Here is a 19,332-nt window from a genome sequence, read left to right on the forward strand (position 1 = left end):
ACGTTTTCATCTATAAACGTTCGTTGAAACACCAAAATATAAGCGCTTACATTTGTGTGTAATGAACAAATGCAGTATTTTCTCGTTATAAAACGAGTATGGAAAGGGAAGGGTTTTAATAGGAGGTGAGAGGATGGCGAACCAAAAGTCAGACAAGCAGAAGTATATCGATCTTCATGTAGGGAAACATGATGTCTTTTTTAAAAAAACGTATGACATTCTTTATACCATCAATGACGTCCTGCTTGGATTATGGTTTTTGATCGGTAGTATCTTTTTTTATTTCGAACCTTTAAAAAACTGGGGTGTGACACTCTTTGTCCTCGGAAGTATTCAAATGCTCATTCGACCGACGATCCGGCTTGTTCATTACTTTCATATGAGGAAGGAATATGGAAAGCAATATGATAAGACAAGTGGTTCATGATCATCCTTTTGAGACCATGAGACTCCTCATCGTAAAGGAACGTGAAAAAAGCGAAGCATCCAATGAGATCGTGGATGCTTCGCTTTTTTTCAAACGGCGAGAAGTTTACTCCATACGCCATGGTCATGCATAAACTCTATTTTCTATTTAGAAATATACTCTTTCACAACTTCATAGACATAATCCTGGTTCGCTTCAGCCGTGTCTGGATTATATTCTCCGCCATTCGTTTTGTTATTGGATAGTGTGCGAATGCCGAGGTAAGGCACATCATAGGCTTTGGCGATTTGCGCACCGGCCGCTCCTTCCATCTCCTCGACAGATGTGCCGAAGTTCTCATGGAACCACTGGATGCGGTCGACTTCATTGTTCCAGACGTCTGCAGAACCGATTGTACCCTCGACGACTTTTCCTTCTTTATGAGTATCTTTGACATCTTTGGCAGCTTTGAGCAGTTCTTTGTCACCTTCAAAATAACGGATGTTTTCAGCATCAGGGTCTTCTCCGGCACTGCCTTCAGACGCCATGAGATCCATAGGAATCCATTCTTTCGGTGCGATGCCTTCTTCATCTTCTCTATGCCCAGTCTTCAATGAACCGATGTTGACTGTTCTTTCTCCCAGGACGATATCAAATACATGCAAGTCAGGATCGTGACCGCCGGATGTTCCTTGGTTGATGATGGCAGCCGGGTTGAATTTTTCAATAGCGATCGCCGTAGCGGCGGCTGTATTTTCCATACCTTTTCCTGTTTTCATGACAATCACAGGATAGCCATCGACTTTACCTTTATAAAAGACGAAGTTCCCGGAGGTTTCTTCTTCTACATCCTCAAGCTTTGCTGCAAAATTTTCTGCTTCAATAGGCATCGGTCCCTGGATCAGGATCGGCTGTTGTTCGTTTTCTTCAGCGGATGCCTCCCCTTCTGTGGAACTCTGACATCCGGCCACGAAAGATAAGATGAGAGTGATGAATAGTAAGATTGCTAGGTTGCGAATGTTTTTCATGAGTAGCTCTCCCTTGATGTAGTTTTCAATCCAACGTAGCTCGTATTCGGGGTAATAAAAAAACCTGGAAAGTAGAATCTACTACCTTCCAGACTAAAAAGTTAAAGCTCAATCTCAGCGGAATGCTGAAAATTACAGTTGCGTTTATGCAACTGTACAGCTTCAACCCGTAGTCTGGTTCTTTCAATGGGAACCAGGTAGAGACGCTCAGACCTTATTACTGAGAATATACGAGTGCGTAATGTGATTGTGTTGCTACTATAACAAACACTCCTAAGATAAACAACCTAAAACTGAACATTTAAATTATATTAAGGAAAAACATTCGTTTTTTTATGATTTGAAATCAATAATTGGTTTGATGTGTTGGAATGAATTAGTTAAATACGGATATAGACGGGGCGGACATTATTTCTGTGTGTATGCTTGAACGAAGTGTAAATGATAAAGATCAAGTGTCTGTGATCGGCCCATCTGGCTTCATTTATGTCTCATTTCTACTTTCTTGGTTATTGGAGTAAACCTTGAGTGCTTCCACTAACTTTTTACTTTCCGATTCATCCAAGTCCATATAAATTCCATAATTGAATTCAGCCACTTTTTTCTTCCAGACAATGGTCCCGGGTAGTAGGAAAGGTTGGCCATTTAGGCTGAAGCTGATGGACAATTTCACCTCATGCCCATCCTGGTGAGGGAGGTCTAAGTTTGTATTTAACTTCATCCCATGAGGGCTGATATTTATGATTCGTGCTTCCCCTTTTGAAGAATTTACCTCTTTTATGCCAACTCTATGAATACGGAAGTAAGCTTCAACCGGTTCTTTGAAATCATAACGGAAGTAATCTTTTCTTTTATATCTCATGCTCCTACCTCCCAGTCTGATCATTTTCATCTTTGTACGTTCATCATACGTTCCTGCAATCGGGATGACAAGATATGGATGTAGCGTTAAGGTGATGAAACCTGGGTATAGATAAAGGGGATGGAAGTGATTTAGAAGCGAAACCGTTTATGAGATAATGAACGGGAACGATTAATCTGATAGGATATTTAAATAAAACCGATATAAAGGAGTTTTTGTAATGGGAAAGTTTGTTGGCTATGTTGGAACCTATACAAAACAGGATAGTAAAGGTGTATATCAGTTCACTCTGGATACAGATAATAAAGAATTGAAAGATGTGAAGTTAGCTGCTGAGTTGGGTAATCCGACGTATGTGACGGTGAGTGATGACCAGAAGAATCTATATGCCGTTACAAAAGAAGGAGAAAACGGTGGCGTTACAGCCTTCTCCATTCAAGATGGAACAGGAGAGCTGACCAAATTAAATCTCCAAACCGCTGCAGGCTCACCTCCGTGTCATGTAAGTGTCGATCACGAGAAGAACACGGTGGTAACGGCGAATTATCATACAACAAATATCGTATCCTACTTAACCAATGAAGATGGATCGTTGAATCCACCTACATCTGTCATTGAACACGAAGGCACGGGTCCTCATGAGCGTCAGGAAAAACCGCACATGCATTATGCCGGTTTCACACCTGATGAAAAATACGTCATTGCGATTGACCTGGGAAGTGACCGTGTAATTACTTACGCCGCAGATCAAGGGGATTTAACTCAAGTTCAAGTATTCAACACAGAACCTGGCAGTGGTCCAAGACACATCACTTTCCATCCGAACCAAAAGTACGCATATGTCATGACAGAGCTGAGCTCAGAAGTTCTTGTCCTTCACTATGACGAGAAAGACGGTAGTTTCACACAGCATCAGGCGATTAAAACAATTCCGGAAACCTTTAACGAAACCAATGACGGAAGTGCCATCCATATTTCTTCAGATGGACAATTTGTGTACGCGGGAAATCGAGGACATAACTCTATTGCCTCATACAAGGTCGATCAAGACACTGGTCAGTTAACGTTTATAGAATGGACATCCACAGAGGGAAATTGGCCGCGTGACTTTGTGTTGGATCCTTCTGAGGAATTCTTAATTGCGACGAACCAGAAGTCAAACACGATGTCCTTGTTTGAAAGGGACAAGAATGCTGGGAAGCTATCCCTCGTTCAATCGGACGTACATGTTCCTGAACCTGTTTGTGTGAAATTTATTGGGGATGCGTGAGACGACAATAGGATAAGGTTATCAAAGAGTCTCATCAATCGTTAAATATAGCGTAACGACAAGATTTTCTTGTCGTTACGCTATTTATTATTTGTTTTTTCCTACCTCGATTCAATCATTAGGGTAAAAGACTTTAAATAAGGTTTATTGTTAGCAATCTATTATTTTTGAAAAACATAATTGACACCGCTTACATATAGTCATATAATGTGAACAACAAGTTAAGTATGTGACGGAGATTTGGAGACTCACACTTTTGCCGAACGTATATCGTTCGGTAATTCGTGTGGGTCTCTTTTTTACGCATATACTTCAAAATTATGGAAAAAAGGAGTGTTTAAGATGTCAGAATTTGTCGCAGAGCTGATTGGTACAATGATTTTGATCATTTTTGGCGGCGGGGTCGTCGGTGGCGTTGTCTTGAAAAATTCGAAAGCAGAAGGTGCCGGTTGGGTAGTGATTACGATTGCCTGGGGACTTGCGGTTACCATGGCAGTTTATGCGGTCGGTGGATTTTCGGGGGCTCATATTAACCCTGCCGTTACTTTAGGTCTTGCTTCCATTGGTGATTTTCCATGGGCGAAGGTTCCGCTTTATATTACAGCACAGATGATTGGTGCTCTCATCGGTGCCGGCATTGTGTTCCTTAACTACTTACCCCACTGGAGAGCAACGGAGGACCAAGGAGCCAAACTTGCTGTATTCTCTACAGATCCAGCGATCCGAAGTCCATTTTCCAACCTGATCAGTGAAATGATCGGCACGTTCGTTCTTCTGATGGGACTGTTATTCATCGGGGCCAATGAATTCACCGAAGGTTTGAATCCTCTTATTGTCGGAGCTCTCATTGTAGCTATCGGGATGTCCATCGGTGGAACAACAGGCTATGCCATCAACCCGGCGCGTGATTTAGGCCCGAGAATTGCTCATGCCCTGCTTCCGATTCCAGGAAAAGGTGGTTCAGATTGGGGTTATGCCTGGATTCCGGTTGTAGGACCAATCTTAGGAGGTATTTATGGAGCTCTCTTTTACAGAGCGATTTTCATGCAGGAATTAACTGTAGCTTTTTGGATCTTATCAGCAGTCGTTGCTGTCATTCTCATTGGTGCAGCTAGTTCGGAACTGAAAAAAGGACAAACCTTAAGCAACAAAGTAGAGAACCAAGTCAGCTAATCAAAATATTAAGGAGATGATTCACATGCAAAACCAGTACATTCTTTCCATTGACCAGGGAACAACGAGTTCACGAGCGATTCTTTTCAATAAAGAAGGAAAAATTGTAGAAACGGCACAAAAAGAATTTGAGCAGTTCTTTCCAAAGCCAGGCTGGGTGGAGCACGATGCGAATGAAATATGGACATCCGTCCTTGCATGTATCGCTGAAGTGTTAAGAAAATCAGACGTAGGCCCGGATCAAATCGCAGGAATCGGGATTACCAACCAACGGGAAACAGCTGTGGTTTGGGATAAGAATACAGGAAAGCCGATCCACAAAGCGATCGTTTGGCAGTCGCGTCAGACAGAGGACATTTGTAAAGAGCTCCGTGCGGCTGGTCACAACGATCTTTTCCGCGGAAAAACCGGTTTGCTTTTAGATCCATACTTTTCTGGAACAAAGGTGAAGTGGATGTTAGACAATGTGGAGGGGGCAAGAGAGAAAGCGGAAAATGGAGACCTGTTATTTGGAACCATTGATACCTGGCTGGTCTACAAGCTTTCCGGTGGGAACGCCCATATCACCGACTACTCCAACGCCTCCCGTACGTTGATGTACAACATTTATGATTTGAAATGGGATGAGGAACTCCTGGATATCCTCGGTGTCCCTGCATCCATGCTGCCAGAAGTGAAGCCTTCATCAGAAATTTATGCCCATACCGTCGACTATCACTTCTTCGGTCACGAAGTACCGATTGCTGGTATAGCAGGGGATCAACAGGCTGCATTATTCGGGCAGGCATGTTTTGAAAAAGGGATGGCGAAAAACACCTACGGCACAGGGTGCTTCATGTTGATGAATACAGGGGAAGAAGGCGTAGCTTCTGATCATGGACTTCTGACAACACTCGCTTGGGGACTCGATGGAAAAGTCGAATATGCACTTGAAGGGAGCATTTTTGTAGCGGGATCAGCGATCCAGTGGCTGCGTGACGGTTTGAACCTCATTGAAAGCGCTCCAGAAACAGAGTCGCTTGCGACAGCGGTAGAGTCTTCAGACGGCGTTTACTTAGTGCCGGCTTTTGTAGGACTTGGAACTCCATACTGGGATAGTGATGCAAGAGGGGCGATGTTCGGTTTGACGCGTGGAACGACAAAAGAGCACTTCGTCCGTGCTACACTGGAATCCCTTGCTTATCAAACGAAAGATGTGCTTGATGCGATGATTGCAGACTCAGGCATTGATTTAAAAGCACTCCGCGTTGACGGTGGTGCTGTTAAGAACAACTTCCTGATGCAGTTCCAAAGTGATATCCTCGGTGTGCAGGTGGAGCGTCCGGTCGTACAGGAAACCACGGCTCTTGGTGCAGCATTTTTGGCAGGTCTTGCTGTCGGGTATTGGAAAGATAAAGATGAGATTAAGAAACAATCAGAAAATGACCGCACATTTAATGTTGAAATGAGTGAGGAAGAGCAGCAAAAGCTCTACAAAGGCTGGCAGAAAGCGGTCGAAGCGACAAGACAGTTTAAATAACAATCGAGAATATAATGGAGCGCAGAATCTACGAGGCCCGTGGATTCTGCGTTTCTTTACTAGCATTATTCAGATTGATTTCGAACGTCCTTTTAGCAACTACTTTTCCATTGAAGATGCTAGAAGTTATTGGTTCACCTCTCCGGGCACTTCTTAGAAATCATACCATTGGATAGAAAATGATAAAGTAGAATTTCCCCCTTAGCCGAAGGTTGTGTTTGTCAATGCTCCGTAAGAGGAAGAAGGGATAAAGGGAATGTAAATAGGTTTCCCAGCAGGGAGGAAGTTGAATATGACGATGCGGCAGATCCTGTTTTTAATTAGTTGGGCATCCTTTGTTTTGTACGCTGTATTATTTGCCCCAGATGAAAATGAAGGGTACTTCCATCAATTAGTGACAATGGATGATCCGGACGCTTTTTTGTTGATGGTGTTCAGCTTTCTTGGGATCTATCCGCTCGTTTTTACTGCCTTGCTGCTAGGAGAAGATAATAACCATTTGCCGTTATGGCCTTTTGTTCTGGGAATGTTCTTCCTTGGAGCATTTGCCTTAATGCCCTACTTCTTCTTATCAAAAGTGGAGGACTCAAGAAAGCCAAGGGTTCCTGTATTCATGTTAAATAGGCTTCATTCCCGTGTTTTTCACCTGCTTTTATTTATGGGTACCATTACTTTATTGATTTATGGGGTGACTCAGGGCGATTTTGAATTTTATGTAGAAGCTTTTAAGGAATCTCAATTTGTTCATATCATGTCGATCGATTTCGTTGTATTGACATTTTTGTCTACATTCGTAGTGTATTGGAAAGAACGCAGGAGAGGGAGGTACAACCAGAAGCATTGGCTCGGAATGGTCCCTATCTTTGGAGCACTCCTCTATCTGCTTCAGAAAAAAGAGTGAAAGAACCGCTCGATTCTCATAAAGATTTTCTCCATGTGTTTGAATTTGTGCCATGTTGGGTAAATGATTCCTATAAAAAGATAGAAACCGTCATTTTTCTACAAATTCTTAAAAAGAGACCGATAACATAAGAGGAGGGAGCTTATTATGAGAGAAGATATGATTAGAATCCTTGATCAAAGGGATTATCTTGTGAAAGAGAATGAACGACTTCAGGAAGAGTTGGAACAAGAACGAATGAAGGTTCTTCAAATGAAAAAGGAACAAGAGGAACAACTGGAAAAACAAACACTCTCCACAATGGGAGCCTAAAGAATCTTTTAAATGGGACTCAAACGGATGAAGCATCAGTCTTCACTGGTTTGGGTTTTTTTGTGTGTAAAAATAGTGATGATCAGGCCTTTTTTATAAATGAAAAAACGTTACATAAAGATAGAAGAAATGATAAATGCCTATCATCCCGTGGATCACAGGGCAGAAAAATAACGAGTGAAAATCCTAATTGTTACCTAGGATTAAAAAGGGGGAGCAAGACACTCTTTTAATAAAGGACATATTTAAGTCGTTGTTTAAACAAATGAGGTTATCTAAACTTTCTTATAAGATGAGTTAATTTTATGAGGAGGTTTCAATGTGGAAACGATAGAAGAACTCGAATCTGTCATGTGTAGACCAACAGAGGCATTAGTTGAAGATATAAAGAAGATCGAAGGGGATCTTTTGATTCTTGGAGTAGGCGGGAAGATGGGACCTACGTTAGCGAAACTTGCTAAGAATGCGATTGATCAGGCGGAAGTTCAGAAAAAAGTAGTAGGCGTTTCAAGGTTCTCTAATGAAACCCTTCAGGAGGAACTCTATGAACATGGGATTGAGACGATTGCTGCGGATTTATTAAATGAGGAAGAACTTCAGGCGTTACCTGAAATGGAAAATGTCATTTATATGGCAGGAAACAAATTCGGCACGACCGGAAATGAACATTTCACGTGGGCAATGAACACTTATTTACCATAGGGAGAGTGGCTGAGAAGTTCAAAAACTCCAGAATTGTGTCCTTTTCTACAGGAAATGTGTACCCTCAGACACCGGTCGGTCATGGCGGAGCGTCGGAGGAACATGCCACAGGACCAGTCGGCGAATATGGCCAATCCGCTTTAGGGAGAGAGCGCGTCTTTACGCACTTTTCTCACAAATATGGAACGCCTTTGTTACACCTGCGTCTGAACTATGCGATCGATCTGCGTTACGGTGTTTTATTGGAAGTCGCCAAAGCAGTGAATGAAGGCACACCGATTGATTTGAATATGGGTCACGTGAATGTCATCTGGCAGGGCGATGCGAACGAAGTGGCCATTCGTTCCCTATTACATTGCGATTCCCCTCCTGTCACCTTGAATATCACAGGTCCGGAGACACTGTCTGTGAGATGGCTCGCTGAGAGACTTGGTGAAAAGCTCCACAAGCAGCCGGTTTTTGCGGGAGAAGAGCAAGTGACGGCATTGTTGAGCAATGCTTCTCGAGCTCATGAAGTATTCGGGTACCCGAACATCGGCATCCGTCAAATGCTGGATTGGACAGCGGATTGGGTGAAAGGACAGGGACAGGTGCTGGATAAACCGACCCACTTTCAAGAACGAAAGGGGCAATACTGATGGCACAAACCTTATCATCCCCGATTCGTACGTTGCTGCATGAAGGGACGGTCATTCCGGCACACCCGCTTGCTTTGAACAAGAATCGCACGCTGGATGAAGAAAGGCAGCGGGCTTTGACGAATTACTACATCTCAAGCGGAGTCGGTGGAATCGCGGTCGGTGTCCATACGACTCAATTTGAAATCAGGGACGAAGAGATAGATTTGTACGAAACAGTACTGCGGATGGCGATTGAAGAAATCGAACAAGCGAATCTCTCTCGCCCGTTCATTAAAGTGGCTGGCGTCGTAGGAGAAGTTGAACAAGCGCGGGAAGAAGCGAGAATAGCGGAAAGTTTGGGGTATGATCTTGCACTTGTTAGTATGGGTGGCCTTTCCCATTTAAATGAAGAAGAGCATTTAGATAGAGTGAAGGCCGTGGCAGAAATCATGCCGGTCTTCGGCTTTTATCTGCAGCCGGCCGTAGGTGGACGTGTCTTCTCTTATGAGTTCTGGCGTGCGTTTGCTGATATTCGAGGGGTATGTGCCATCAAACTCGCCCCCTTTGACCGGTATCAAACCATTGATGTGGTGAGGGCCGTATGTCATTCAAACAGAATGGGTGACATCGCCTTGTACACCGGGAATGATGATCATATTGTGGATGATCTGCTGACCACTTTCCGTTTCAGGGTCGATGGAAAAGAGGTATCGAAGTCGATAGTCGGCGGGCTGCTTGGCCAATGGGCGGTCTGGACGTCTAATGCAGTCACGCTGCTTGAGCAAGTGAAAGCAGCGAAACAAAACGGACTCATTCCTTCTGAATTGTTAACAGCAGGTGCGGAACTGACGGATGCGAATGCGGCTATTTTTGATGCGGCGAATGGTTTTAAAGGAAGTATTGCCGGCATCAATGAGGTTTTGAGGCGTCAAGGTTTATTGCGAGAACGCATATGTCTGAAGGAACACGAAAGGCTCAGTCCAGGGCAGGAGAAAGAACTTGATCGCATTCATCGAGACTACCCCCACTTAAATGATGATGCATTCGTAAAGAATCACATGCAAACAGGGGTTTTATAATGTCGACATTTTCAGAAGAGAAACGAACCAACAAATCCACAGATGTTCGGAGATTTTTTTATTCGCGTGGAGACCGTAATGAAATAAAAAATCTGACTCTCCAATACTGGAAAGGAGAGGCGGATGAAGTGATTGAACGGGCTCGTCTCGCGAGTGAAAACACGTTTGTATTTACGCATCGTTGGGACATGGAACGCTGTGAAACACCGGTCACCTTTCCGAACGAAATCGATTGGACGTTCCAGTTTCAGGATGATTTTGAATGGACGGTGAACTTGAATCGTGCGCGGTTCATGGCAGAACTGGGGCAGGCTTACTGGTTAACCGGTGAGGAGAGCTTTGCAAGTCATTATATCCGGCTGATGAAAGACTGGATTCGTCAGAACCCATTGTCAGAGGAAGAAATACTCGAAAGCCGGTCCCGTCATTATAATGTCAAGGATACATGGAGGAAGCTCGACAGCGGAATCCGGATCTGCAACTGGATCAAAGGATATTTCTGTGTCAGGGAGTCTGAGATATGGGGAGAAGCGGAAGAGGAGTTGTTCAAGGAGGCGCTTGCACTTCATGGACACTATCTGAGTATCGCTTATACCCCTCATGATCAGCAAAGCAACTGGGGATTTTTAGAGACGAATGGATTATTCCAAATTGCTTTGTTATTTCCGCACATTGAAGGTTCAGCCCAATGGATGGAGTTGGCTTTAGAGCGGATGGGAGTTATGTGTCAGCTTCAAGTTTTTGAGGATGGGATGCATAATGAACAAAGCCCTATGTATCACCATGAAGTCCTGCACTGCTTATTTGAAACGGTCCTGCTGGCAAGAAAAAATCAATGGTCCATTCCGGACATCATGGAGGATACGTTGAATCGAATGTTCACGGCTTCGCTTTCTTTTGTGAAGCCTAGTGGTTACCAGCCGATGACGAGCGACAGTGATCATACGGACATCAGAGACGTGTTATCCCGCGGTGCCTTGCTGAATGAAAGAAGTGATTTGAAGCATCAAGGATATGATGTCCTGGATTTTGAAGGCATTTGGTATTACGGGAAAAATGGCTTTGATGTTTACGAAGAACTGGAAGCAACGGAACCTGACTTCTGTTCGACTCATCTAGAGCAAAGTGGATATAGCATCATGCGGAATGGATGGTCTCCCGACGACCATTATCTTCTTTTTGATGGCGGTCATATGGATATGATCAGGGCACACGGTCACGATGACTTTCTTCATTACGACTTAGTTGTGCATGGATCGGATATGATCATTGATCCAGGGCGTTACACGTATAAAGAGAATGAACACCGTCAATATTTCAAGGAATCTTTCCAGCATAACACCTGCAGTGTGGATGACTGTTCTATTTCCACATATCTCGATTCGTGGCATTGGGAAGATGTCGCCCAGCCTTTGAACAGGTATTGGAGAGGGGATAAGGAGTACGATTATGTTCAGTCCGGTCACGATGGATACATGAGGCTCGAAGACCCTGTTCAGGTCATGCGGCAGATATTGTTCGTCAAACCTCATTATTGGCTGCTGGTCGATTCGTTCAAGTCCAAGCATGTCCACGATTTTGCTCAGCACTTTCACTTCGCTGAACATGCAGCCCTTACTAATGATTCTTCCAAACGCAAAATTCAAGTCAAGGGAGGAGAAGGAGGGCATTTGGACATGACGTATCTTCAGAATGTCTCATTGACTCAGGAAGACTGCTGGATTTCTAGAGATTACAACCAAAAGTTGAAGTCTACGAAAGTAGTAGCTCGACAAAAAGGGAGCGGACAGACGACGTTCGTCACAGTACTGAATCCCTATCGTGATGATGAACACCCCGACATGGAAATCCACGAAGTCGATGTCTATAATACTCGTTCAGAGAAGATGTCGAAGGGTGAGGTCACAGCCTTTGAAGTGAAAAGGGGAGAAGAAAGCGAGGTCGTATTATTCTCCCATGATGGTCCGAAAAGCTTTCAATTTGAGGAAACGCAAATGACCGGGGAGGTCCTTTTGATTAAGCGCAGCTGTGATGGAGAGGAACGGTTCATCATTAAAGTCTAGAACACTTCTTCCAGTTACATTTTTTTCAGGGCAAAAGTGGATCCCTTCGCCTCCTTTGGGTTTATGCGTAGTAAGATTGTGCGCATAGCTCCTAAAGGAGGCGTTTCATTCCCGAACCTACTGCTCTGTTAAGGTGAGGAATAAACAGGTTTAAAATGATTGATTCCTGCTTGACTTCAACTGATCCCTTTTCTTTTTCTATACTGCGTCGGTGTCAGACCAATATGTTTTTTGAAAGTCTTGGTGAAGTGTGGATAATCGTTATACCCTAGATTCTCGGCGATTTCATAGGTTTTATATAAAGGGTTGTTGAGCAGCTCTTTCGCTTTCTCTATTTTTAACTTCGTCAGATACTGCTTAAAGCTGACGCCAACTTCTGATTTGAATTCCATACTGAAATACGAAGGAGACATATTGATCGTATCCGCCACTTCACTTAATGTGAGCTTCTCCTCTGTAAAGTTTGCTTCAATATAACGGACAGCCGTCCGTATGCTGTTTCGATGGCCGATGTTCCGGAAGGATCTGATTTCATCCAGGATGGCTTTGCACAAACGATTCAATTCCGCTGTCATCTCCGTCCGCTCCCGTGAAAAATCGATGTGAGTGAACAACGGATGGGTATGGAAGGTTGAATGATGAGCTTCCAACTCCCCCTGTAAATACACCGTTAAATCTGAGTACATGCCTCGCATCACTTCAGGATCCACCTGCAGGTGATTCAACTTCTTCGATAATTCCTCTGTCGTCCGTAAGACCTGATCCTCCTCGAGTAACCAAAGGTGTTCACCAAGGGTCTCCGCATACGATTTGATCATGAGCAGGCATTCGCTTCGCTGCTTGGAAGACGTGTGATCATTTTCAAGCTGTCGGTAAACCTTCCTTAAAGAGGATAAAAACTGATCCGGCTTTATAGGTTTGAGCAAAAAATCAACCACGCCATAGCGGATTGCTGTCTGCGCATATTCGAATTCGTCATACCCGGATATGATGATGAATTTGGTCTGCGGATTTCTTTCCTTCACCTCTTTAATGAAACGTAACCCATTCATTTTTGGCATACGAATATCAGTAATAATCAGGTCTGGATTGATTTCTTCCTGCAATTGCAGTGCTTCGCACCCATCTTTCGCTTCCCCTGCTATTTCAAATCCTGTGTCATTCGAGCGGACCAACGCAGCGATGCTCTTTTTTATCAATTTTTCATCATCTACAGTAATCGCTTGATACATGGTTAAGCCTCCTTCTTTGTTTCATGTGTCAGATAGGGCAGTGTGATGACGATAACCGTCCCTTTCTCATTCGATCGCTCTATGGTCAACCCATACGGCTGTCCAAAGGTCGCGTGCAGACGTCTGTGGACATTGTTCATGCCGATCCTCTTCGTCGACTTCTTCTCATCTGAAGGTTCATTGGTTCGGAAAGCCTGATTGTATGTATCTTTCGTTGTCTCATCCATTCCGTTCCCATGATCCACGATGAACAAGGAGTAGCCGAATTCATTTCTTTTCCCGTAAATGCCTATGAAGGAGGGAGCTAATCCGTGTTCCTCATATCCATGGATGAAGGCATTCTCAAGAATCGGCTGCAAAGTGATGCGTGTGGCTAGGACCTCCTTAATGTCTTCCTCCTTGACATCGTAGACGACGTTCAAATCTTCAAAGCGTTCTTGTTGAATATCCAAATACGAACGGATCTGCTGGATTTCCTCCTTCAACGTGACGACTTTCTTGGAATTGCTGACATTATATCTGAACATGTCTGCTAGAGAGGTCGTCATCCTGCTGATCATCAGTTGGTTTTCAATAATGGCATGGGAGTTGATGAGTTCGAGTGTGTTGTATAGAAAATGAGGATTAATCTGCGATTGCATCGCTCGCAATTCCGACTCCCTGTTTTTGATCTCCAGTTCTTTCTCTTTGAGCTTAGAATGGTGAATTTCTTCAATCAGGCGATTGAGCTCTTCTGTCATATTGTAAAAGCTGTCATACAGGTCACTGACTTCATCATTCCGGTATAAGCGGAGAGGTTTGATTTTGTTGAATTTCAATCGACCGGATTGCGCTTTTTTCATAAGCTTCTGCAAGTTGATCAATGAATAGGTCAAAGAAAAGGAGAATCCTCCAACAAACAATAAGGCGACGCCGATGAGCGCAAGGCCAATCCAAATGGTAAGGTTCCTGAAGCTCATCAAATTGGTCATGACGGCCTGCATCGGGACATTGGCTATCATCGTCCAGTTGGACTGATCCGATCGGTCCATGACCATGAGGGTCCGTTTGTCTTCGATTTGGTTGATGAGGAAGTTCTGGCTTTCTGTCTGATTCTCTTCATAATCAAAGGTTTGGCCAAGCTCTGTCTGATCAGGGTGGAATATGATTCTATGGTTTTCGTTGACAATCCAGACGCGGTTGAAGTGACTCTCGGTTACTTCATTGATAATGTTGTCGATTTGATTGAGACGCAGATTGATGATCAGTAAACCGGAGGTCTCGAACGTTTGGACATCATAGACTTTGCGGACCACGGTTAATACAGGTGTGTCGCGGATGAAGTCGATATTCATAATCTGGTAAGCATCCAATTGTTCGGTTTGTTCAAGAAGCTCCTGATTTCTATTTCGAATCTGATTCATGTTTAAAAAGTGATTGACTTGGCTGTAATTGTTGACTTGCATTCCAAATTGGTTGATGAGTGAAATGCCGAAAATATCAGATCTTCCTTCTAAAATATTGGAAAAGGCTTCTTCTTTGATATCCTTGTCCAATATAAACCGATCATAACGGCTGGTGGAACCGGGTGATAAATCCAAATATCGTTGAATCGGAGACATGGATACGATCGGGACGGTGGATTGTTCTAAGTCATTCAAGTAAAAGTCCAAATATTCGTTCGTTTGAGCTAGGAGATGCTGGCTGTTTTGGACGGCATTATTTTCAATCGTCTTCGTCGATTTTCCATACCAGAAGAATCCAAGGACAAGCAGGGGAATACATACAAAAACAAGAATGATCATAAAAAGCTTCGTGTGGATCGAGTTCTTTTTCAGTAGAGAAAATTTCATGATTCCCCTCCCTGGGTAATATTTTGAATATTTATAATTTTATTGAAAAAAACACAAACTTTCAAATGGAATGACATTTTTTATTTTCACTAACAGCTTTAGAATAAGGGTTGTAAGCGATAACAAACATTGAGGGGGAAAAAAGATGGCAGGCAAGTGGTTGAAAATTTCCGTACTTATTATGGCTTTTGCGTTCATTTTAACAGGTTGCTCGGATGAATCCGGCGGTGAGGCAGGTACGAATTCTGATCAAACCGAAATCACGTTAGGTTTTTATTCCTCAGGAAGTGCTGATGAGAAGATGAATGAATTGATCCAGAAGTTCGAAGAGGAACATCCGGACATCAAAGTCAAGACACAGAATGCTCCGTATCAACAGTTCTTCCAAAAGCTGGACACTCAAATAGCAGGAGGAACCGCACCTGATGTCTGGTTGTCTGACGGGGTGTTCGTCCAGAAATATGCCGAACGTGGAGCGGCGAAGGATTTGACGGAGTGGATCAATGAAGATTTAGAAAAAGATGAATACTATGGCTTGGATTTTAATAAAGACTCAGATGGAAAGTATTGGGGCGTCCCTCAAGGAATACAAATCGGAGCTCTTTTTTATAACAAAGATATGTTCGATCAAGCGGGTGTCGAGTATCCGGATGAGAGCTGGACATGGGAAGATCTGAAAGAAGCAGGTGCAAAGTTGACGATCGATACAGATGGCATGAAAGCGGATGACGCTTCTTTCAAACCGGATAGTGTGAAACAGTACGGTTTGACGTTCTTCAATATTACCGAAGGCTGGATGCCTGTCATGAAGTCTTATGGTGGAGGAGTTCTCGGGGAAGATTTACGGAATTCAATCATTGATTCTGAAGAAAACAAAGAAGCGATCAATTATATCGTCGATGGAATGGAACGAGGAATTTTCACAGACCCTTCCGACCTTCAGGCATTCCAAAGCCCGATGTCTCCATTCCCGAGTGAAACAGCAGCGATGCGAATCGGGATTTACGCAAGGACGCTCGCCGCTAACGAAACAGGCGTGAATTATGATGTGACGGTGCTGCCGAAGGGTCCGGATGGAGAGAGATTCTCACCGACAATCGCGAACTCATGGGTCATCAGTGAAAGTGCTTCCGATGAAAAAGCGAAAGCGGCCTGGGAATGGGTGAAGTATTGGGTTCAGGAAGATGAAGTTCAAAAAGAATGGGCGGCTTTGGGTGAAGCGGTGCCTGTGAAGAAATCTGTTGCGAACTCTGAACTATTCTTAGAATCCGGCGACAAACCAGCCAACAAGCAGGCATTCTTGGACAGCTTTGAGCATGCGGGTACGTTGGACGTCAACGCGGTTTGGTCTGAATGGGTCAAGAAATTCGGTGACAACATCAACCGGGCTTTTCTCAATGAAACGAGCGTAGAGGAAGCGCTGGAAAACGCAGACGAGGAAGTGCAAAAAGTATTGGATGAATTTTACGAAAACCAATAGAGAAGAAAGTGTGTGGCTGATATGAGCGATAACTTAAAACCGAAGAATGAATTCCCTGATCAGCAAGGGGGGAATAAGCAAAAGAAATCCAGGTTGACATTAGCCAAGCAAAAGAAACCTAAACCACCGAAGAAGAAGTGGTTGACGAATGAGGGGAAATGGGGACTTTTCATGATTTCCCCTTACCTCATTCAGTTCATCGTCTTTATTGCCTTCACGTTGATTGCATCGTTATACTTCAGCTTTTCCAGGTACGATATGTTGAACGCCCCCCAATGGATCGGGCTTGATAATTACGATAAATTGATCAACGATCCTGTTTTCTGGAAGTCCTTATGGAACACCATTTATTTCACCGTCCTATTTGTCCCTACCCAGACCATTCTCGCTTTGATTCTGGCCACGGCTCTGAATCAAAGTTTGAAAGGATTGAAGCTTTACCGGATGGCCCACTTCATTCCTGTCATTTCATCTTGGACGGTTGTGTTGTATGTGGCGGATGCCATCTTCAATCCCCGCTTTGGATTAGCAAACGACTTGTTATTGAAACTTGGGATGGAGCCGCAGCAATGGTTGAACGATGAAAACCTGGTCATTCCGGTTTTGGTCGCTGTCGCCGTTTGGAAAGGAATCGGTTATATGATGATCATTTTCCTAGCCGGATTGCAAAATGTTCCGGAAGATCTTTACGAAGCAGCGGATATCGAAGGGGCAGGAGTGCTGCAGAAGTTCAGGCATGTAACGGTACCCTTGATTTCTGGTACCACGTTCCTCGTTCTTGTCCTGAGTACCATCACGACATTCCAAGCGTTTGAACAAATCTATGTCATGACTGGCAACTCCGGAGACATAACGGCCGCAGGTGGTCCGAATAATGCAAGTATGGTGCTTATGCTTTATTTGTTCCAGCAAGGGTTCGCCTTCTTGAAGATGGGCTATGCCTCAGCCATTGCCTGGGTGCTGTTCCTGATCTTATTTGCGATTACGCTCGTCCAAGTGAAACTGCAGAACAAGTGGGTGCATTATGAGAAATAGAGGATCCAGAGGTGTTATCTATGAAAAATCCCAATAGGAAAAGGAAGATTATCAGTTACCTAGTCATAACGTTCAGTGCTCTGATCATGCTGACGCCCTTTGTGGCGGCAGCGCTGAACTCTTTGAAATCCTACACTCAATATACGGCTATACCGGTCGAATGGATTCCCAATCCTTTCAAATGGGAGAACTATATAGAAGTGTGGCGGATGACGGATTTCGCTCAATACGGGTGGAACAGTTTGGTAGTGACGGTGCTGTCCGTACTTGGAGCACTGTTCTCCTGTTCTATGGTCGCGTACGCGTTTGCCCGTTTGGAATTTCCTTTTAAAAATTCTTTGTTCGTCATGGTTCTTGGAACCTTGATGATCCCGCCAGTCGTCATGATCATCCCGCAATTTATCATCTTTAAGAACATGGGTTTTTTAGATACGCTCGTTCCCTTGTGGATATTGGAATGGCTGGCCCAACCGTTCGGTGTTTTCCTGATGAGGCAGGCGTTCCTATCCATCCCTAAAAGTTATGAGGAGGCAGCGAAATTGGATGGATGTTCTCCGTTTCAAACCTATTGGAGAATCTTCCTGCCGATGTGTAAGCCGCAGTTAGCGACACTGACGATTTTTACATTCATGACTAAATGGAACGAAATCATGGCCCCTGTGATCTACCTATCCTCTGAGGAGAAATTCACGCTTCCCATCGGGGTATTGTCGATGTCTGGTGCCTGGTTCGGTAAGGAGCAGTACTTGGTGGCCGCGGCATTGATGACATTGATCCCTATCCTGATCGTGTTCCTCTTCACGGAGAAGTTTTTCGTCCGTGGAGCCAGTTCATCAGGTCTGAAATAAAATGCTTGGCGATTCCCGTTCATAGGATGTGACTCCATATGAAAAAAAGGATGCTGTTTGTTGGACAAAGAGAAATTTGGAATAAAGTAGAACGAGTAGCTGAAGAATTTCCTCTACTTTCGGTAACGCCCTTATTGAAGGATCGGGGGATAGATCAAAGCTTGGATCAACTCTCTTTATCTACTTTTGATGTTGTTCTTACTCCTATGTTTGAGAGTGGGAAGGTGAAGAGAAGGTTCCCTGAAAAAACGGTTTGTGAATTGACATGCTCTCCAATGGCATTGAACGCAGCCTTGACCAAGTGCCTTTTCAGCCAAAGCCTGAATTCGGAAGGCAAGGTGAGCATTGATTATAGAAACAAAGAGGAAATCCGCATGCAGGTGATGGAAGAAAACCTTCCGCTTGATCAGCTTGAAATCTTTGAACATACGAAAGAGATGAATGTGAATGACATCCTCGCTCACCATATGTGTGGTTTGGAGAATCATCAGGTGACAAGCATCATCACCACTCATCCTCGTGTCTTCCAAGCTTTCAAGGCGATGAGGGAGGAGGTCCATTTAATTACTCCAACCCACTCCTGCATCAGGAAAGAAATTCAAAAACTTGTGGACCAATGGAGTTCTCTCGGCCCTTCCTTCCCTTACCGACTGGAAGGTCAGAAGTCACTGCAACACATGAAAAATATAGGTATCAGTGGAGCGACCATCTATCGTCTGATTGGATTATGCCGGACATTAGGCAGAGACAGAATGACGGCCGCGGAATTAGCGAAGGGGTTCTCCATTACCTTGAGAAGTGCACGTCGGATTCTGACGACACTTGAAAACCACAGCCTTGCGACAATCATCGGAGAAGAGCAGATCGGAGGAAGAGGGCGCCCGAGATATGTCTATCAAGTGGATCTTTCCTCGTTTGAAGAAGGAATGACATCCCTGCATGCCCTGGGATGAATAGCTATTCTCTGAAA

Annotated in this window: 16 protein-coding genes, 1 pseudogene and 1 riboswitch; of the genes and pseudogenes, 13 read left to right on the forward strand and 4 right to left on the reverse strand. The window is 44.0% G+C overall.

Features of this window, described 5'->3' with window-relative positions; translation table 11 throughout:
* Positions 1–133: 133 nt before the first annotated feature.
* Positions 134–427, forward strand: a complete 294-nt coding sequence (locus LC065_RS07935) for a YrhK family protein (RefSeq protein WP_226592423.1) — start codon at positions 134–136, stop codon at positions 425–427.
* A gap of 143 nt (positions 428–570) precedes the next feature.
* Here the strand turns inward: LC065_RS07935 and LC065_RS07940 are convergent, their stop codons facing one another.
* On the reverse strand, positions 571–1,434 hold the full coding sequence (locus tag LC065_RS07940) for a 5'-methylthioadenosine/S-adenosylhomocysteine nucleosidase (protein WP_226592421.1): 864 nt from the start codon (positions 1,432–1,434) through the stop codon (positions 571–573).
* Positions 1,435–1,584: 150 nt separating this feature from the next.
* Positions 1,585–1,688, reverse strand: a riboswitch (purine riboswitch).
* Positions 1,689–1,918: 230 nt separating this feature from the next.
* A complete protein-coding gene (locus LC065_RS07945; RefSeq protein ID WP_226592419.1) occupies positions 1,919–2,296 on the reverse strand; it encodes a PilZ domain-containing protein in 378 nt (125 codons plus the stop codon).
* 220 nt (positions 2,297–2,516) lie between these two features.
* Here LC065_RS07945 and LC065_RS07950 point away from each other — a divergent pair, with 220 nt between their 5' ends.
* The 8 genes and pseudogenes from LC065_RS07950 to LC065_RS07985 all read left to right on the forward strand — a co-directional run bounded on the left by LC065_RS07950 (position 2,517) and on the right by LC065_RS07985 (position 11,935).
* A complete protein-coding gene (locus LC065_RS07950; RefSeq protein ID WP_226592417.1) occupies positions 2,517–3,566 on the forward strand; it encodes a lactonase family protein in 1,050 nt (349 codons plus the stop codon).
* A gap of 342 nt (positions 3,567–3,908) precedes the next feature.
* The gene (locus tag LC065_RS07955; RefSeq protein WP_226592415.1) at positions 3,909–4,739 is read left to right on the forward strand and encodes an MIP/aquaporin family protein; all 831 of its coding nucleotides are present in this window, start codon (positions 3,909–3,911) and stop codon (positions 4,737–4,739) included.
* A 25-nt stretch (positions 4,740–4,764) separates the two neighbouring features.
* Positions 4,765–6,258 carry a glycerol kinase GlpK gene (gene glpK, locus LC065_RS07960; RefSeq protein ID WP_226592413.1) on the forward strand — a complete coding sequence of 498 codons (1,494 nt, stop codon included), beginning with the start codon at positions 4,765–4,767 and terminating at the stop codon, positions 6,256–6,258.
* 292 nt (positions 6,259–6,550) lie between these two features.
* Positions 6,551–7,159, forward strand: coding sequence for a hypothetical protein (locus LC065_RS07965; RefSeq protein WP_226592410.1), 609 nt, complete (start codon positions 6,551–6,553; stop codon positions 7,157–7,159).
* A gap of 147 nt (positions 7,160–7,306) precedes the next feature.
* Positions 7,307–7,471 (forward strand): hypothetical protein, encoded by a 165-nt coding sequence (locus LC065_RS07970; RefSeq protein WP_226592408.1) that lies wholly within the window; start codon positions 7,307–7,309, stop codon positions 7,469–7,471.
* A 321-nt stretch (positions 7,472–7,792) separates the two neighbouring features.
* A pseudogene (locus tag LC065_RS07975) lies at positions 7,793–8,811 on the forward strand (NAD-dependent epimerase/dehydratase family protein).
* Positions 8,811–9,872: a dihydrodipicolinate synthase family protein gene (locus tag LC065_RS07980; protein ID WP_226592405.1), complete on the forward strand. Its 1,062-nt coding sequence runs from the start codon at positions 8,811–8,813 to the stop codon at positions 9,870–9,872. The pseudogene LC065_RS07975 and the gene LC065_RS07980 overlap by 1 nt, the downstream one beginning before the upstream one ends.
* Positions 9,872–11,935, forward strand: a complete 2,064-nt coding sequence (locus tag LC065_RS07985; RefSeq protein WP_226592403.1) for an alginate lyase family protein — start codon at positions 9,872–9,874, stop codon at positions 11,933–11,935. The genes LC065_RS07980 and LC065_RS07985 overlap by 1 nt, the downstream gene beginning before the upstream one ends.
* A gap of 176 nt (positions 11,936–12,111) precedes the next feature.
* Here the strand turns inward: LC065_RS07985 and LC065_RS07990 are convergent, their stop codons facing one another.
* Positions 12,112–13,167: a response regulator transcription factor gene (locus tag LC065_RS07990; protein WP_226592401.1), complete on the reverse strand. Its 1,056-nt coding sequence runs from the start codon at positions 13,165–13,167 to the stop codon at positions 12,112–12,114.
* Between the two features lie 2 nt (positions 13,168–13,169).
* The gene (locus LC065_RS07995; protein ID WP_226592399.1) at positions 13,170–14,999 is read right to left on the reverse strand and encodes a cache domain-containing sensor histidine kinase; all 1,830 of its coding nucleotides are present in this window, start codon (positions 14,997–14,999) and stop codon (positions 13,170–13,172) included.
* A gap of 145 nt (positions 15,000–15,144) precedes the next feature.
* Between LC065_RS07995 and LC065_RS08000 the strand changes: the two genes are divergently transcribed.
* From LC065_RS08000 to LC065_RS08015, 4 genes are read left to right on the forward strand one after another with little or no spacing between them, the layout of a single operon-like run.
* A complete protein-coding gene (locus LC065_RS08000; protein ID WP_226592397.1) occupies positions 15,145–16,479 on the forward strand; it encodes an ABC transporter substrate-binding protein in 1,335 nt (444 codons plus the stop codon).
* Positions 16,480–16,500: 21 nt separating this feature from the next.
* Complete coding sequence (locus LC065_RS08005; protein WP_226592395.1) at positions 16,501–17,514, forward strand: carbohydrate ABC transporter permease; 1,014 nt, start codon at positions 16,501–16,503, stop codon at positions 17,512–17,514.
* A gap of 20 nt (positions 17,515–17,534) precedes the next feature.
* The gene (locus LC065_RS08010) at positions 17,535–18,362 is read left to right on the forward strand and encodes a carbohydrate ABC transporter permease (protein WP_226592393.1); all 828 of its coding nucleotides are present in this window, start codon (positions 17,535–17,537) and stop codon (positions 18,360–18,362) included.
* Between the two features lie 38 nt (positions 18,363–18,400).
* A complete protein-coding gene (locus tag LC065_RS08015) occupies positions 18,401–19,315 on the forward strand; it encodes a helix-turn-helix domain-containing protein (protein WP_226592390.1) in 915 nt (304 codons plus the stop codon).
* Positions 19,316–19,332 lie beyond the last annotated feature (17 nt).

It is taken from the genome of Halobacillus litoralis (assembly GCF_020524085.2).
Taxonomy (GTDB): domain Bacteria; phylum Bacillota; class Bacilli; order Bacillales; family Halobacillaceae; genus Halobacillus; species Halobacillus litoralis_E.